Source organism: Aneurinibacillus danicus (genome assembly GCF_007991215.1).
GTDB classification, from domain to species: Bacteria; Bacillota; Bacilli; order Aneurinibacillales; family Aneurinibacillaceae; genus Aneurinibacillus; species Aneurinibacillus danicus.
In genome coordinates, this window is record NZ_BJXX01000188.1 from 1 (window position 1) to 17,027 (window position 17,027).

Annotated in this window: 17 protein-coding genes and 1 pseudogene; 2 read left to right on the top strand and 16 right to left on the bottom strand. The window is 49.1% G+C overall.

All coding sequences use genetic code 11. The features are described 5' to 3' along the window. Positions 1 to 45: 45 nt before the first annotated feature. The 11 genes from rsmB to ADA01nite_RS19425 all read right to left on the bottom strand — a co-directional run bounded on the left by rsmB (position 46) and on the right by ADA01nite_RS19425 (position 12,433). Positions 46 to 1,437, bottom strand: coding sequence for a 16S rRNA (cytosine(967)-C(5))-methyltransferase RsmB (gene rsmB, locus ADA01nite_RS19375; protein WP_146812078.1), 1,392 nt, complete (start codon positions 1,435 to 1,437; stop codon positions 46 to 48). After that, positions 1,430 to 2,368, bottom strand: coding sequence for a methionyl-tRNA formyltransferase (fmt, locus tag ADA01nite_RS19380; RefSeq protein WP_146812094.1), 939 nt, complete (start codon positions 2,366 to 2,368; stop codon positions 1,430 to 1,432). The genes rsmB and fmt overlap by 8 nt, the downstream gene beginning before the upstream one ends. 45 nt (positions 2,369 to 2,413) lie before the next feature. Further along, positions 2,414 to 2,875 carry a peptide deformylase gene (def, locus tag ADA01nite_RS19385; protein ID WP_146812079.1) on the bottom strand — a complete coding sequence of 154 codons (462 nt, stop codon included), beginning with the start codon at positions 2,873 to 2,875 and terminating at the stop codon, positions 2,414 to 2,416. A gap of 167 nt (positions 2,876 to 3,042) precedes the next feature. Beyond that, on the bottom strand, positions 3,043 to 5,472 hold the full coding sequence (priA, locus tag ADA01nite_RS19390) for a primosomal protein N' (RefSeq protein ID WP_146812080.1): 2,430 nt from the start codon (positions 5,470 to 5,472) through the stop codon (positions 3,043 to 3,045). Next, entirely contained in the window at positions 5,473 to 6,681 is a 1,209-nt protein-coding gene (gene coaBC / locus ADA01nite_RS19395) for a bifunctional phosphopantothenoylcysteine decarboxylase/phosphopantothenate--cysteine ligase CoaBC (RefSeq protein ID WP_146812081.1), read from the bottom strand. A 103-nt stretch (positions 6,682 to 6,784) separates the two neighbouring features. Then, positions 6,785 to 6,997 (bottom strand): DNA-directed RNA polymerase subunit omega, encoded by a 213-nt coding sequence (gene rpoZ / locus ADA01nite_RS19400; RefSeq protein WP_146812082.1) that lies wholly within the window; start codon positions 6,995 to 6,997, stop codon positions 6,785 to 6,787. Between the two features lie 3 nt (positions 6,998 to 7,000). Continuing rightward, the gene (gene gmk / locus ADA01nite_RS19405; protein WP_146812083.1) at positions 7,001 to 7,618 is read right to left on the bottom strand and encodes a guanylate kinase; all 618 of its coding nucleotides are present in this window, start codon (positions 7,616 to 7,618) and stop codon (positions 7,001 to 7,003) included. 16 nt (positions 7,619 to 7,634) lie between these two features. Continuing rightward, positions 7,635 to 7,895: an extracellular matrix/biofilm regulator RemA gene (remA, locus tag ADA01nite_RS19410; protein WP_146812084.1), complete on the bottom strand. Its 261-nt coding sequence runs from the start codon at positions 7,893 to 7,895 to the stop codon at positions 7,635 to 7,637. A 57-nt stretch (positions 7,896 to 7,952) separates the two neighbouring features. Next, entirely contained in the window at positions 7,953 to 8,831 is an 879-nt protein-coding gene (locus tag ADA01nite_RS19415; protein ID WP_146812085.1) for a YicC/YloC family endoribonuclease, read from the bottom strand. A gap of 18 nt (positions 8,832 to 8,849) precedes the next feature. Next, positions 8,850 to 9,686 carry a diaminopimelate epimerase gene (gene dapF, locus ADA01nite_RS19420; protein ID WP_146812086.1) on the bottom strand — a complete coding sequence of 279 codons (837 nt, stop codon included), beginning with the start codon at positions 9,684 to 9,686 and terminating at the stop codon, positions 8,850 to 8,852. Then, the gene (locus ADA01nite_RS19425; protein ID WP_146812087.1) at positions 9,683 to 12,433 is read right to left on the bottom strand and encodes a cation-translocating P-type ATPase; all 2,751 of its coding nucleotides are present in this window, start codon (positions 12,431 to 12,433) and stop codon (positions 9,683 to 9,685) included. Before ADA01nite_RS19425 ends, dapF begins: the two co-directional genes overlap by 4 nt. 939 nt (positions 12,434 to 13,372) lie before the next feature. Here ADA01nite_RS19425 and ADA01nite_RS19430 point away from each other — a divergent pair. After that, entirely contained in the window at positions 13,373 to 13,729 is a 357-nt protein-coding gene (locus ADA01nite_RS19430; protein ID WP_146812088.1) for a group I truncated hemoglobin, read from the top strand. Between the two features lie 440 nt (positions 13,730 to 14,169). On the opposite strand, the gene ADA01nite_RS19435 is transcribed toward ADA01nite_RS19430, so the two are convergent. Both ADA01nite_RS19435 and ADA01nite_RS22725 read right to left on the bottom strand, forming a co-directional pair. Next, positions 14,170 to 14,340: an N-acetylmuramoyl-L-alanine amidase CwlD gene (locus ADA01nite_RS19435; RefSeq protein WP_146812089.1), complete on the bottom strand. Its 171-nt coding sequence runs from the start codon at positions 14,338 to 14,340 to the stop codon at positions 14,170 to 14,172. Beyond that, positions 14,304 to 14,468 (bottom strand): annotated as a pseudogene (locus ADA01nite_RS22725) (hypothetical protein); the annotation flags it as partial. The gene ADA01nite_RS19435 and the pseudogene ADA01nite_RS22725, both read right to left, overlap by 37 nt. 187 nt (positions 14,469 to 14,655) lie before the next feature. Here ADA01nite_RS22725 and ADA01nite_RS19445 point away from each other — a divergent pair. After that, entirely contained in the window at positions 14,656 to 15,063 is a 408-nt protein-coding gene (locus ADA01nite_RS19445) for a GNAT family N-acetyltransferase (protein WP_146812090.1), read from the top strand. A gap of 73 nt (positions 15,064 to 15,136) precedes the next feature. Here ADA01nite_RS19445 and ADA01nite_RS19450 read toward each other — a convergent pair whose 3' ends face one another. The 3 genes from ADA01nite_RS19450 to ADA01nite_RS19460 all read right to left on the bottom strand — a co-directional run. Then, the gene (locus ADA01nite_RS19450; RefSeq protein WP_146812091.1) at positions 15,137 to 15,454 is read right to left on the bottom strand and encodes a hypothetical protein; all 318 of its coding nucleotides are present in this window, start codon (positions 15,452 to 15,454) and stop codon (positions 15,137 to 15,139) included. 283 nt (positions 15,455 to 15,737) lie between these two features. Continuing rightward, positions 15,738 to 16,100: a cupin domain-containing protein gene (locus ADA01nite_RS19455; protein ID WP_146812092.1), complete on the bottom strand. Its 363-nt coding sequence runs from the start codon at positions 16,098 to 16,100 to the stop codon at positions 15,738 to 15,740. Positions 16,101 to 16,778: 678 nt separating this feature from the next. Next, positions 16,779 to 17,027 (bottom strand): DMT family transporter (locus ADA01nite_RS19460; RefSeq protein WP_146812093.1); only part of this gene is annotated, 249 nt, incomplete at its 5' end.

Sequence of the window (17,027 nt, forward strand, 5' to 3'; positions counted from 1 at the left end):
CCCCATTTCTAAAAAGAAAAAAGGAAGCATAAAACACGCTTCCTACTATTTTTTCATTTTTAGACGGGAAATAAAAAATCCGTCTGTACCAAAATGATGGGGCAGAATCTGCATATATCCTTCCGTCAATGTCCCGTACTTCTCCCTAATCGTTTCGGGCATGTCCTGCGCAAGCGTGCCGTCTAACTCCCAGGCAGGATGTTCAGCTATAAAACGGCGTACCAGTTGCTCGTTTTCCTCCGGTTGGACAGTGCAGGTACTGTACACGATTTTGCCGCCCGGTGCCGCAAGCTCTGCAGCCGCACAAAGAATCTTATATTGAATTTCGCTGATGGCCGATATGTCTTCCTGCCATTTGTGCCACTTAATGTCCGGCTTACGGCGTATAACCCCCAAACCGGTGCAGGGGGCGTCCACCAGAATTCGGTCGAATTTCTGCTTCGAAAACAGTTTGTCCGCGTTGCGTGCATCACCCTGGCGGCTTTCGATAATCGAAATACCGAGACGGAACGCATTCGCTTCAATCAGGGAAATTTTATGCGGATGCAGATCCAGTGCCGTAATCTCGCCTTTATTTCCCATCAATTCGGCGATATGCGTCGTTTTGCCTCCGGGAGCCGCACACACATCAAGCACCTTCATGCCGGACTTTGGTGCCAGCGCCCGCCCCACCAACATGGAACTCTCATCCTGCACAGTACATGACCCGCTTGCATAAGCCGGCAATTCCGCAATATTACCGATATCGCTTACAATGACACCTTCTGGAGCGACACGCGAAGGCTCCACTTCCGCATCGGTTTTCTGCTTTTCAATTTGTGCAATCAATTCATCCCGAGTCACCCGGAGCGTGTTGGCTCTAAGACTTACTACCGGCGGCAGGTTGTTGGCCGCACACATGCTTTCCGCCTCCGCCTCACCATATAGCTTCATCCATTCTTCCACCATCCACTCGGGATGCGAGTGGGCAAGGGCAATCCGCTTGACCGGCGGCAGATCGGTGGGAATTTCAACCTTCTCCGGTTGGCGCAGACGATTGCGCAGCACGCCGTTGACCATGCCTGCAATTCCTTTATGTCCCCAGGCTTTTGCAATTTCTACCGCTTCGTGTACCGCTGCGCGTTCCGGAATCCGATCTAAATATGAAAGCTGATAAAAGCTGATGCGCAGCAAATTGCGCACCCAGCCTTCCAGCTTGACCGGCGGCTGGGTCACAAATTTTCCGAGCATCCAATCAAGCGTATTCAATCGGCTAAGCGTACCGTAAACCAATTCCGTCGCCAATGCTGTATCGCGGCGCGAGAGCCTGGTTTGGTCAAGCGCGTGTTTCAACTCCAGGTTGCTGTACGCCTGCTTTTCTTCAATATCCGTCAGAACGCGTACGGCCAGTTCGCGGGCGTTTCTGGGAACCGGCAACGTTTTTCTCCGTTTACTCATCGGCCGTCTCCGTGGCAAATCGCATGCCGGGTTCAAGCGTGGAGCTACCGCGCACGTAGTCGGCGACCGCCATTGCTTTCTTGCCGGCAGGCTGGATACGAGTCAAACGCAGGATGCCCCGGCCCGTCTGTACATCCATGCCTTCCGGCGATACGGACAGAATGGTGCCCGGCTCCTTGTCATCACCGCCGTCTTCTTTTAACACATGCGTCTCCCAAACTTTCATCACCTGATTGTCCGCTACGGTGTACGCGACCGGCCACGGATTCAATCCGCGCACCTGGTTGAACAGCTCGCGGGCAGACTTCGTCCAGTCGAGACGCTCATCTTCCCGCTTAATGTTCCATGCGTACGTTACTTTCGATTCATCCTGCTTCTCCGGATCGATTTCACCGTTTATCAGCTTAGGGATTGTCTCGAGCAGCAGCTTGGCCCCGGCCCGGCTCAGCTTGTCGTGCATCGTACCGACGTTATCCGTTTCTTCAATCGGCACACGCACCTGGCTCAACATATCACCCGCATCCAATTTCTCCACCATATACATAATCGTTACACCGGTTTCCTTCTGGCCATCAATAATCGCCTTATGGATTGGCGCGCCGCCGCGGTATTGCGGAAGTAAGGAAGCATGCACGTTAATACAGCCGTACTTCGGATAATCAATCAGATCTTTCGGCAGAATTTGCCCGAATGCCGCGGTCACGATTAAATCCGGTTTATAATCAAGAATGTCCTGCACGCCGTCCACCTTCAGCTTCTCCGGCTGCAGTACCGGAAGACCGAACAGAAGCGCAGCCTCTTTCACCGGCGGGGCGGCCAGCTGCTTTTTGCGTCCCCTGGGACGGTCCGGCTGTGTAACCACCGCAACGACGTTATAGTTTTCTTCCATCAATTTTCGCAAACAGGGCACCGCGAAATCCGGGGTGCCCATAAATACGATTCGCACAAGCGTCCACTCCTTCTGTGTCTTATGCTTCTATTGTTCTTTTCCGGAGTACGTTCTCTCCGCCAGGTCGATGAATAGTACGCCGTTTAAATGATCGATTTCATGCTGAATGGCGCGTGCCAGCAAATCTTCGCCTTCCACAATAATCTCGTTGCCGTTACGATCCAGCGCTTTCGCTTTCACCCAGCGGGCACGGCGCACATCCCCTAACAGACCGGGAATGCTCAGGCAGCCTTCCGGACCGAATTGTTCTTCTTTTGCTTCAATGATTTCCGGGTTAATCATCTCAATAATGCCATCTCCAACATCAATGACAACGACCCGCTTTGTGATGCCGACTTGCGGCGCAGCCAGACCGACACCTTCCGCATCATACATCGTCTCAGCCATATCGTCCAACAATTTATGAAGATTCGCGTTAAACTTTGTCACTTCTTTGCACTTCTCCCGCAGTACCGGGTTCGGGTGCTTTACAATCATTCGGATGCTCATTCGTTTTGTTCCTCCCATATGAATCCGACTTATTTTCTGTGAAAATCATTAAAGAAAGAAGGAGAAGGAAGAGCCGGAGAAGAAAAAGGCGTTCGCCTTTTTCACCATGAAATCCTCTCCTCATTCTTTCCTCTCCTTTCTTTCTACCCTCTCAAACTTATTTTGTGCTACATCATCATCTGCGGATCTACATCCACCGTAAGCGTAATCCCCGTCTTCTTCCGTTCTTCGTCAAACGCCCGGATTACCCGTGCAACCGCGGGCAGGACGTTCGGATCGCTTTTATATTTTATCATGCATTGGAAACGATATCTATCTTTAATGCGAGCGATCGGGGAAGCGACAGGCCCCAATAAATAGGCGCCCGGTGGAATAATTTCGCGCAGCTTCTTCCCGAAGCGTTCAGCTGTTTTCACAAGCAGCGGCACATTTTCATGCGCCAATGTAAATAGGATGAGCCGATAGTACGGCGGGTAGTTCTTCTCATAGCGCTGCTTAATCTCTTCTACAAAAAAAGATTTATAGTCATGCCGGCTTGCATACTGAATGCTGTAATGCTCCGTATTGTACGTTTGCAGAATCACTTCACCCTTCTTCTCATGGCGGCCCGCCCGGCCTCCCACCTGGGTAATCAACTGAAACGTCCGCTCCGCCGCCCGAAAGTCCGGCAAGTTCAGCATGCTGTCAGCGGCCAGCACACCGACAAGTGTGACGTTCGGAAAATCAAGTCCCTTGGCAATCATTTGTGTGCCGAGCAGCACATCGCCTTTGCCTTCACGAAACGCCTGCAGCAATTTCTCATGTGCACCTTTACGCCCGGTCGTATCCACGTCCATCCGGATTACACGAATTCCCGGAAAATAGCGCGCCAGCTCTTCTTCTACTTTCTGGGTCCCCGTCCCGAAAAATCGGATATGCTCGCTGCCGCACTCCGGGCATACTTGCGGCTCACGTTCTGTATAGCCGCAGTAATGGCAGCGCAATGTCCGGTTACTGCGGTGATACGTGAGGGAAATGTCACAATGCGGGCACTGGGCCACATAGCCGCATGAACGGCACATAACGAACGTGGAGAAGCCGCGCCGATTGAGAAACATAACAATTTGTTCGTTTTTCTCAAGGCGGTCATTTATTCCTTCCATCAGCGTTTTGCTAAACATCGTCCTGTTCCCGTCTCTTAATTCTTCCCGCATATCTACAAGCCTAACCTCCGGCAGCGGCCGGTTTCCTACCCTTTCTGTCATTTCGAAGAACCGAATACGCCCCTTTTTCGCCTCATGGTAAGTTTCCATTGACGGCGTTGCACTGCCCAGTATGACGATTGCATTGTGTCGCATCCCCCGATACTGGGCAATCGTGCGCGCATGATAGCGCGGCGTTTCCTCCTGCTTATAGGAACCTTCATGTTCCTCATCTAAAATGATCAATCCCAGATTTTGAAACGGTGCAAATACGGCGGAGCGGGCACCGATCGCGACTTTCACTTCGCCGCGCCGAATCTTGCGCCATTCATCGTAACGTTCACCCTGGGACAGGCGGCTATGCATAACCGCCACCTGACTGCCAAACCGCCCTTTGAAGCGGTTGACCATTTGCGGGGTAAGCGCAATCTCCGGCACAAGCAAAATCGCTTCCCGGCCCTGCGCAATGGTACGCTCCATAATTTCAAGGTACACTTCCGTCTTGCCGCTTCCGGTGACACCGTGCAGAAGACACGGAAAATAGACGGGCGGATTCATCCCTGCGACGATGCCGTCAATCACGCTTTGCTGCTGCACGGTAAATGCATGCTTCGGTGCCGGTGTAAACTTGCGACCGGCGAACGGATCGCGGTAATTTTCAACTTCTTCTTTTGTAAGAAGTCCTTTGTCTACCAATCCTTTGACCGCGTGGTGAGAGATGCCGAGCATCGCAAGGAGTTCCGGCTGCGAAATTGGGCCATAGAAATGGATGAAGTGTGAGAGAATCTCCTTCTGCCGCACGGCGGTTTTTGGAAGCTTGGCGTGAGCAGCCTCAAGTTCTTCGACAGGTACGGCCGGCGAGAGGAGCGTGACTGTTTTCTTCGTGACACGATCGCCTACACTTTGCTCTACGTGAATTCGCTTCTGCTTTATGCCCTCATCAAGCCAGACCCCGGCTTCCGGGAACTCCTTTATTACTTTATTCCAAGAAATAGGCTGACGTTTCTCAATATATTGATAAAATGCCTGTTCTTCCGGCAATACAGGAATAAATGCTTTTCCCTCCGGCGTGAGCGAGATTTGTTTTTCGTAGCTGGAACGAAGCACTGCCGGAATCATGGATTGCAGTGCCGCATACTGCGTGCACATATAGCGTTCGCTCATGCGGCCGGCCAGCCAGACCATTTCTTCAGTCAGCGGCGGTTCCACATCCAGCACATCAAGGATGTCACGCGTTTTCTGTACTTCAGATGTTTCCGACAGTTCCACAACAAATCCCTGTAGCTTGCGCGGTCCGAACGGCACGGAAACCCGGCTGCCGATGGCGACAAAAGGTGTAAGGGATGGGGGAATCCGATAATCGAACGGCCGATCGGTATCTACGACTGGCACATCAACAACAACGCGGGCAAACATCTACTCTCTCCGTTTCTTGCAGGCTTCAAGCACGGCATCCAACAGACGGTCGGCAATCTCCGCCTTGCTCATTTGCGGCAAATCTCTTTTTTCCCCGTCTTTTGTATAGATGGTAACAATGTTCGTATCCGTACCAAACCCCGCACCGCTCTGTGCCACATTATTGGCCACAATCATATCGGCATTTTTCCTCTCCAGTTTCCCCCGTGCGTTTTCCTCCACATTCTCCGTCTCCGCCGCAAATCCGACAAGGAACTGGTGCGTTTTCCGCTTGCCAAGCTCCGCAAGAATGTCGCGTGTCCGCTCAAGCTCAATCACTAAATCTCCGGGCTGCTTTTTCATTTTCTGACTATGTATGCTCTTTGGCCGGTAGTCAGCTACGGCCGCGGATTTAACAATCACATCCATCTTATCATAACGGGCTATAACCGCCTGATACATATCTTCGGCCGATACAACCGGAACGAACTCAACATCGGCAGGAGGGGTCAGATTGGTTTTTCCGCTGACAAGCGTCACCTGCGCGCCGCGTTTAGCTGCGGCTTCGGCAATGGCATAGCCCATCTTGCCGGTCGAATGATTTGTGAAAAAGCGGACCGGGTCGACCGCTTCTCGGGTCGCTCCCGCCGTTACCAGCAGACGTACGCCTTCCATGTCTCTATGCCGTTCATCAGCAAAAAACATTTCAATTTCCCCAAGGATATGCGCCGGTTCAGCCAGGCGCCCTTTGCCTGTCCAGCCGCATGCCAGGTAACCTTCTGCCGGTTCGATAAAGCGATAGCCGTATTCTGTGAGCCGACGCATATTATTCTGCACCGCCGGATGACCGTACATGTTTACGTTCATGGCGGGGGCAATCCAGACGGGCGCTTTTGTCGCCAAATATGCAGTCGTAACAATATCATCGGCAATACCGTTTGCCATCTTGCCGATGATATTGGCCGTCGCCGGTGCAACAAGGAACAAGTCTGCTCGGTCTGCTACATCAATGTGCGAGATGACCGCCGGGTTCGGTTCCTGGAACGTATCGGTCAGTACAGGATTCCTTACCAGGGCCTGAAACGTAATCGGCTGAACGAACCGCGTGGCCGACCCGGTCATCAACACCCATACATCGGCACCTCGCTGGGTTAGCTTACTACACAAATCAGCAACCTTATAAATCGCAATGCCGCCGGTGACACCGATGACAATGGTTTTTCCTTTCATTGCTCTCTCCCCTTTGCATTGAAAAGAAGCGCATATCGTGCCCGCCTGCATCGCTGCAAGCCCTGGTTCGATATGCGCTTCCCGTTGTGTGCGTTCGTTTGGCTTATGATTGGCTGGTCTTGTTAGCCCGTTCGAATTCAATCTTTCCGGCGTGCAGCTCTTCTAATGCAATGCCGACAAACTTATGAGAAACCGGCTTATCAACCAAAAACTTGTTCTGCTCACGCATCTGGCGCGCACGTTTAGAAGCGATACTTACCAACGTGTATTTACTGTCCACTTTCTGCAACAGTTCATCAACCGAAGGATAAATCATCTGTTAAAAAACCTCCTTAATCCAATCACGATATTTCGCGATTTGTCTTTCTTTTTTTAAATGCTCTGCCGTGATCACAGCCTGAATACGATCGCAAGCCTTGTCCACTTCGTCATTTACGATGACGTAATTATAATGATCCATCAACTCGATTTCCGCTCTCGCTACCATCATGCGGTTACGGATCGACTCTTCCGTCTCCGTACCGCGGCCGGTAATGCGAGAGCGGAGCTCTTTTAAATCCGGCGGCGCAAGAAAAATAAAGATACCTTCCGGAAACTTCTCTTTCACCTGCAACGCACCCTGCACTTCAATCTCCAGAATGACATCGCGGCCGCTCGCCAGCGTATCTTCCACAAATTGACGCGGCGTACCGTAGAAATTACCAACATATTCTGCCCATTCCAGCAGCTCGTCATTCTCGATCATCGCTCTAAATTCATCTTTCGTCTTAAAGAAATAGTTTACCCCGTCTATTTCTCCCGCACGCGGTGCGCGCGTGGTGGCAGACACAGAATACACAAGCTCTTTCATGCGTGGCCGAAGCGCAGCGCACACCGTCCCTTTGCCTACGCCGGACGGTCCCGACAAAACAAGCAACAACCCTCTGTCTTGCGTCATACAATCCCCCGTTTAATTATTCCTCAGAATCATCGTCTTTACTGGTCAGCCTGTGTGCTACCGTCTCCGGCTGCACAGCAGACAAAATTACATGATCGCTGTCTGTTACGATAACCGCGCGCGTACGTCTGCCATACGTAGCGTCAATCAGCATTCCACGGTCCCGCGCTTCTTGGATAATGCGTTTAATCGGAGCAGATTCCGGACTCACAATCGAAATAATGCGATTGGCTGAGACAATATTGCCGAATCCGATATTAATCAATTTAATGGCCATTCATGTACGCCTCCCTATTTTCAGCGGGATAGTAAAGTTAACTTTTATTCTACTGCTTTATTCTATATTTTGCACCTGTTCTTTCACTTTTTCTAGCTCAGCTTTCAAAATGACCACTTTTTGACTGATTTCGAGATGATTCGCTTTGGCGCCAACCGTATTAATTTCCCTGTGGCATTCCTGCACAAGAAAGTCTAGCTTGCGGCCAATCGCATCCGTCTCTTCGACAATCTGCCCGAACTGAACAAAGTGGCTGCGCAGCCGTGTAATTTCTTCCGATATATCGGCTCTCTCTGCAAACACAGCCACTTCATGCAGCAGGCGCGACTCATCGATGTCGCACCGCCCCTGTATGTATTCGTCGACCCGTGCAAAAATCCGATCCCGATACGCGTCCGCCACTCTTGGCGCGAATACGGCCAACTCTTCCACCAGGCGCTTCATCTTTTCAATACGGCTCAGCACGTCTTGTCTTAGAGCCTGTCCTTCTTTTTGCCGCATGGAGACAAGCATGGCCGCCGCCTCTTCGACCGCTTCAAGCAGCGGGACTTGATAGACTTGCGAATCCGGCTTCTCGTCTCCGACCTGCGCCACATCCGGCAGAAGCAGCAATTCCCGGGCTGACATCTGCGGTGCAAGCCCGAAGACTTCGCCCATTTTCTCTGCCGCTTCCTTGTACTGGCGCGCCAGCTCCCAGTTCACTTTCAGCGAGGAGGGCGCTGTTTGTGTCTCGACCGTTATAAAAACGTCCACGCGTCCGCGGCGCACATAAGAAAGTATCTTCTTGCGCACCTCGTCTTCAAGCGCGGCAAATTCACGCGGCATACGAATCGCTACTTCGCAGAAACGATGGTTGACAGAACGCATCTCTACCGCAAATGAGACGCCGTCTCCCTGTTTCTCTGCGCGTCCGTATCCCGTCATGCTGTATACCATTTCCTTCACCTCCCGCCGCTATGCCTTGTGCCAGCGCCCGACAAACACTTCCTCGGCAGGCCCCGTCATATATACGCGGTTATCCGTCTCATTCCATTCAATCTCAAGGTCGCCGCCCTTCAAATGGACGAGCGCACGCCGCTCTGTCCGTCCGGTCAAGCTGCCTGCGACCACTGTCGCACACGCTCCCGTTCCGCAGGCAAACGTCTGGCCGCAACCTCGTTCCCAAACGCGCATCTCTACCTCCTGCGGCGAAGTAACGGAAACAAACTCGATATTCGCTTTATTCGGGAATAACCGGTGCGTCTCAAGCAAGGGACCCCACTTCTCCACATCAAACCGGGGTGCGTCGTCCACGAAGATAACGGCATGCGGATTGCCCATCGAAACACCGGTAAACGAAAACGCCTCCCCGCCTGCTTCGATTGGATGGTTGACGATCCTCTCCTGTGAAAGCGCAACAGGAATCGCCTCTCCGCGCAGGATCGGCTCTCCCATATCGACTTTTACCTGTACAGCTTTCCCATTCTCTACCGTCAGCCAGACACGCTGGATGCCGGCCATTGTTTCCACCGTCAGCGCCTCGTCCTGAACCAGTTTATGGTCAAACGCATACTTGGCGACACAGCGCACGGCATTGCCGCACTGTTCGGCTTCCGATCCGTCGGCATTGATAATGCGCATGCGGATATCGGCTTTATCTGACGGAAGGATAAACACTAAACCGTCCGCCCCAACACCAAAATGCCGGTCACACATGTTGCGCGAAAGCTCCGGCGCATTCTCCGGCAAAGTCTCAAAATGGGCAACGATAATAAAATCGTTGCCCAGTCCATTCATCTTCGTGAAATTCAACTTTCTCTCACCCTTCCGTGTCTACCGGACTTCGCGTACAGAAGCGAGAACATTCCCGTCGCAAACGTCGGAATTCCGGCCAGCAATACAATAAATATCCATTCATATGCCGTCAGCGCGACCGTATTAAAAATCGGCTGCAGCGCTGGCAGATAAACGACCGGAAGCACAAGCAGCACCGAAGATAACACCGCCAGTACCAGGTATTTATTCTGCAGCGGATTGCGACTGAAAATCGAAATCTCGCTCCGGCAGTCAAACACGTGAATCAACTGCGCCATTACAAGCGTAGCAAATGCAACCGTCTGCGCCCTGGTTAAATCCCCCGGATTCGCCTCGTATGCAATCCAGAATGCCGCCAGCGTCACCAGTCCAATCAAAAGTCCGCGCGAGACAATCTTCCAAGCCAATCCGCGCGCAAACACGTTCTCGTGCCGCGAACGTGGAGGCCGCTTCATCGTTGCTTCCTCCGGCTGATCTATGCCCAAAGCCAGCGCCGGCAAACCATCTGTCACAAGATTGACCCAGAGAATCTGAATCGGCACAAGCGGAAGAGGCAAGCCGACCAGCATCGCAAAAAACATAACCATAATCTCACCCACGTTGGAAGCCAACAAATAGCGGATAAACTTGCGGATGTTGTCATAAATCGTCCGCCCTTCCTCGATGGCCGCCTCGATCGTGGCGAAGTTATCATCGGCCAGCACCAGAGACGCCGCTTCTTTCGTTACGTCCGTCCCGGTAATGCCCATGGCAATTCCAATGTCGGCCGCTTTAATGGCAGGCGCGTCGTTGACCCCGTCGCCGGTCATAGCGACGACATGGCCTCTTTTCTGGAGCGCTTTTACGATCCTGAGCTTGTGCTCGGGCGATACTCGCGCATATACATATACGTTATCTACAATGGAATCGAACTCACTATCGGACATATTATATAAATCCTGTCCATTTACTGTCAACCCGCCCGGAGGAAGGATGCCCAACTGGTCGGCAATGGCTTCTGCAGTCGCCTGGTGATCGCCGGTAATCATCACAGTCTTAATGCCTGCCTGCCGGCAGCGGCGAATCGCCAGTTTGGCTTCGGCACGCGGCGGATCAATCATGCCTGCAAGACCTACCAGCACAAGTCCTCTCTCCGCGGTCTGCTCGCTGCCCGGCGTCTCTTTGGGGCGAAGCTCGCGATAGGCTATAGCAAGTACGCGAAGCGCCTGCTTGGCGAGCGACTCGTTGGCGAAGATGATCTGGCGGCGCAGCGCAGGGGTAAGCTGGACTGTATGCCCTTTCCATACGATATGCGTGCAGCGGGCGAGCAGCATATCCGGAGCGCCTTTAGCCACCAGCATTCGCTTGCCGTACCGGTCTGACACGATAACCGACATCATTTTGCGCGTAGAATCGAACGGGAATTCCTTCACTCTGGTCCATGTTTCTTCTAATTTCGCCCGGGTAATACCCGCTTTTCCGCCGGCCACAAGCAAAGCGCCTTCGGTCGGATCACCGTTCACCACCCACTGCTCTTCCAATTTTTTGAACAGCCCCTTTTTCTCGCCGCGCTGCTGTTCGAGATGTGCATTGTTGCATAGAACGCCGAACTGCAAAAGCTTATACAGCGTTCCGTGCGCCTGGGCGCGCACAGTCTTGTTTCCGTCAAAAAACTCTCCTTCCGGCTCGTATCCTGTACCGCTGACCTCGACTATTGTATCATCAAGCCACACATGGGTGACAGTCATCTTATTCTGTGTCAACGTTCCCGTCTTATCGGAACAAATCACGCTTGCGCTGCCCAGCGTTTCAACGGAAGGAAGCTTGCGGACGATCGCGCGCCGTTTAATCATCCGCTGTACACCCAGCGCAAGCGCGACCGTCACAATCGCAGGCAGCCCTTCCGGAATGGCGGCAACCGCAAGGCTGACGCCCGCCAGAAACATCTCATACACCTGCTGCCCATGGAAAATTCCTGCGGCCACGACCAGCCCAGTCAAACAGAGCGCCACAACGATAAGGATTTTACCCAGCTGCTCCAATTTAAGCTGCAGCGGCGTTTGCATGGTTTCCGTTGTCTGCAGCAGATCGGCGATTTTGCCCATTTCGGTCATCATGCCGGTGTTAAGCACGACCGCATACCCGGTTCCGGCGGTAACCATTGTGCCCATAAATCCCATGTTTACCTGATCACCAAGCGGAATCGCCTCATGCGGTAGTTCAACGCTCCTCTTTACGACAGGCACTGATTCACCCGTTAGCGTCGATTCTTCCACATGCAGACCGTTCGCCGAAAGAAACCGGACATCGGCAGGAATGCGATCGCCGCCTTCCAGATAAATAAGATCACCGGGAACCAATTCTTTCGCCGGAATATGCGTAAGCTGTCCATCGCGGATACAGTACGCCATCGGCGCCGTCAATTCTTTCAGCGCGGACAGGGAACGTTCCGCCCGGTATTCTTGAAAAAAGCCTAATATTCCGTTAATGATAACAATCGCGATAATGGCGATGGCATCTACATATTCTCCGAGAAATCCGGAGATGAGCGTTGCCGCAAGCAGCACAAGCACCATGAAATCTTTGAATTGTCCGAGAAACAGCGCAAGCGGCGAAATCCTTTCTTTCTCCGCGAGGATGTTGGGACCTAATGCAGAAAGCCGCTGTTTTGCTTCCTCTTCGGTTAATCCCTTCTTCATATCGGTTTTCAGGATATGCGCAAGCTCCTCTTCCGAATAGCTAAACCAGTAACGTTGCCCATTCATACGGGTGCCTCCTTTGCTCCGATCCTTTCTTCACACCTAATCTATTCTGACAAGCTATAAAAAATGACAAGCCGCCTCTACTTCTTGCTTCCAACTCCCGCATTCTCTTATCGCTATGCTATACTGTTTCTTTTGCTTGGCGCATACAATCTAGTTTAAATTAATAAAAATTAAGTAAAATAACTATGCGTTCTCTCCATAATAAATCGGATAAAATTAAATAAAAGCAATATAGAAAAATAAGTATGTGGTCAATTTTGTGGTCAACGAAGGTTTGATTTCTTACTACACAATAAAAAACAAGAAATAACAATAAGAGGGCGTCCCAAAAGTAACCTTGGGACGCCCTCTTTTATTCTTTAACGAACTTTACGATGACGTCTACAACGTACAATAGCAGTTTGTCCAGGACGTAAGTTAACAACCACAACACGGCGACGAGATTGAGCCAATTATATTCCCCCCTTACTTTTAACGAGTTACTCCATTATATGAAAGGGTTTGTCCATAGGATATAAACCATAGCACAAGTTTATCTAACGATAATATTCATTCTAACCATTAAAAACGCTGTTTTGGTTTAAATTTGGCCAAAAGCGGCGTTTTTAGCTTGTGGGAAATAACGAAATAACACGTTATTTTTTTGAAAGCATGGTCTTCGTTTTTCTTCGAATTGCTCTTCTTTACTCCCTAGTTTAGTGCACAAATGGGATACCGCCAGTAAAGTGCGGATTTACAACGTTAAGGGGATTTGCGGTAGTACCAAGATTTTTGCGAAAACACACACCAATCTCGAAACGGCTCTTTTCGGTGAAAATCTAACAGTTATTGGGTTAACGGAAGATAAAGCACATACAAATCGAAATTCTCGATTCAGTGAATTATTCAAACTGCTTTGTGGAAATATATATTGACTGTTCTATCCAAAAGGAGGTTCATATGAGCACATTATACGAAAAGCTCGGGGGCGAAGAGACAATTGCTAAAGTGGTGGACTACTTCTATGATTTAGTTTTAGCAGATGATACCGTGAACCATTTTTTCAAAAATACGGACATGGAAAAGCAGCGCCGACATCAAACGAAGTTTATTAGCTTCGCATTGGGTGGACCCAATCAATACACTGGCGGGTCTATGGCAAAGGTGCACGAAGGAATGAATATACAACCTGCTCACTTTGATGCTATCGTTAGACATCTTCGTGATGCTCTTGCACATTTTGGTGTTGGTGAAGATGATATTGCTCAAGCATTAGACAAGGTGGAAACTTTACGAGGAGATATTATATATAAATAGTATCATGCTAATTTACTACTTAACTTACTCATGCTTTTATAAATATAAAAAGCCCTACCACCCAATAAAGGGTAGTAGGGCATACTTTATGCTTCTCTATTCGGCCCTTTGTAGCCACTAATCACGCCCACACCAATGCAGGCATAGCTAAGTAAATCTAAGCTCCCATAATCCTTGCGGCACTACAACCCCATTCACATTCAGTACCTGATAAAGCAGACCGCCAAAGCCTGCCCACAAAAATGGATCGTGAAGTCGCTCTCTCATCAGCCGTTCACCTTCTTCATGCCAACTGCAGCGCGTACTTCATCCGCGAGTCTGCCGATCTCTTTCTGTTCATCCGGGCACTTTGACGCTTTTCAGACTGCCTGTAGGTACGCGATTCCTTTTTCTGCATCGTCTTGCTTCATTCGGGGTTCCCCCTTCTTTTCTGACTTCTTTCACGGTACATACTTAATACCAACGAATAAATCAGAGTCTGCTGCATTGGCGATGACGACACGCTTATTTAAATCCTCACGTTTGTTTTGCTTTAAGTTTCTCGCTGACGAAAGTGAATGAGGACCCGTTCTCGTCAGCACGACTTTAACATTATGTCGCTCCAGATGCATTTTAACGGCAGAGCTGCTGTATTCTTCTCAAATTGAACAGCCATTTTGTCTATATGTTCCATGAGTTTCTGCTCGCGTTCCCGTGCTTCTTTCCTGGTTGATAACAATAACCAAACAAAAAGAGCCGCAAACGGCCCCTGTTAAAACAAAATCTTCAGTAAACTTTCTTCCATTCTTATCTTCCTCCTCACCCCCTGTTGGAGAAAATAAAAGGGCAGAAATTCTGCTCTAAAAAATACAAAGTAACAATTGCAACTTCATTTCGCTTAAATCCGTCTAATTATTCAAATTTATTTAGAGGAGATGTGAAAAAACATGTCATATGAAACAATCTATTCCCTAACCGACCAGCAAGTAAAAGAGTTACATGACATGTATCAATCAGAATGGTGGACAAAAGGTCGCCAATTACCCGATATCCAAATTATGCTAGACAACTCTTTAGTCATTGCTTTCTGCGATACTGCAAGCAAACAACTTATTGCTTTTTCCCGGGTTCTAACAGATTACGTTTATAAAGCTCTTATCTTCGATGTTATCGCTAATCCAACTCATCGAGGTAAAGGAATAGGAAAAGCTTTGATGGATGCTATTATTAATCATCCATCATTAAAAAACGTCAACCATTTTGAACTGTACTGTCGACCAGAGATGATTCCCTTTTATCAACGCTGGGGATTCACCAGCGAATTAGGAGAATTGCATTTTATGAGACGAACTTAGATAGCTATGAACTTCTAAGGTCCCCTTACAAAATAAAAACGCCTCTCCATTTGGAAAGACGTTTGTTATGTTGTTATTTGCTGTTCGCTGCAATCTCTGCTTTCACCTCTTCGTTTTGTGCGTATAATTCCATCATTCCTGTCATAAGCGCATCTATCGCTTGTGTTTGTCTTGCTTCCATATCCGCCATCCCTGCCATGATAGCATCCATAGCGATTTGTTGTCGGTCTATTACAGGAGATATTTGCGGGGTATATTCTTCGCCCCCCCCTGTAGTCTCGTCATAACGAACATTAGAAGCGATAGTTTTAACGGTAACTGTTTGCTCATCTGTTTCAATCGTTTCAATAGTATACACAATACCGTTTTCGTACTCATACGTTATCATCATCTACACTCCTTTCCTAAAAGTTAGACTTGATACCATTCTCTTTCCACATTTCAAACACTTTTCTGCGATTCGGATTTCTTTCTCGTCCCACTACATCCCACCCACCTCCATAATCTGGTTTGAGTTGAGTTTGTTTTGTGAATTTGGTTGCCAGAACAAAAGAAAAAAGCCGCTCTGCTGAGCGACTTACCTACCTATTATAGTAACCATAATTTCCCCTATCGTCAGAATTTCAACAACCGGATCATGAATCGTCAAGGTTTTATGATTTGTGTCGTAGTGCTTAGTCCGTGTAGTAGTTCGTGCCGGCCGAGAATTCAATAAAGACGCACGCTTCGTCACCAACCGCCCAGGCATCATGACCAGGAGGCAACATCATAATATCACCCGGTCCGAATTCCTCCTCAGATCCGTCGTCCATGACAACCCCTAGACGGCCCGACAGCACGTAGGCAACGTGAGGGAGAAGGCAACTCTCCGTCCCTGCATGCGGCTTTAAATCGTTAGACCATTTTGCTCCCTTCTCGAAAGTGACACGGTGGACTTCGACACCATCAAGAAACACATTTTCCTTCTTGATTAAGCCATACGTCTCTACTTTATCGGGCGTATTTAGATTCTTCTTCTGCATAGTTAATTTTGCCATATCATATCGCCTCTTTAAACATATTAATTTTATTGGAATTAATAGAATTATACAAGAATACAATTTACGAGTAAAGATAGAAATCTGTAAATCTCAAATTTTTTGTTTTTTTGATAAGTGGTGCGGACTTTACCACTACATCTCCCCCACCTCCAAGGCAAAATAAAAAGCCCAGTGACTTTTTCACCCGACCCTATATTTTGCCGTTCTTCTAAGAGACTACTTACACCAATGCCCTTCTTACACATCACCTAATCGTCAAGATATGTATACCGAACAGTTCCTAATTTTGTCTGTCGATTAACTGGCTTTCCATCTCCATCCAGTAGAATGTTTAAAATTAGCATCGAAACCTTCAATTTCCCAAATTCTCTTTTCCACATTTTTTATTTTTGGCATAGTATGATCTCTCCCTGCTAAACCATTCGACAAAAGGGGATATTTTCCTTTTCATTTGTAAGAAATTAATTTTTCGTGTCGAATGGTAGTTCTAAAGGAGGGAATAGATATGGATCGTCGCCGCCGTCACCGCTAATCTAAAAAATTAAAGGCCCGCTCCCTCGTTGGGACAGCCTTTTCGCTTATCTTCCGACACTATCATCATAACATCCTATCATAAAGCAGTGCGCCAATCCCCGACCAAAATTACACTATTTTCGCGCCAATTACTCAGCCTTTCTACCTCTTGTTAAACAGATATAAAGCAAACGCCAATAATATGAGTGCTACTATCCTTTTCCAATCGATAAGAATCTGTTTCCCACCAAAAACGTTAAAATGATCAATAAGAGTACTTGCTAACATTTGACCAGCAATCACAGCTATAAGCGAAGAGCCTACTCCAATTTTAGGTACAGCAAGTATCATAACAAAAACATATATAGCCCCAAGCAATCCGCCTATCAACTGCCATTTCGGGACCGAAAA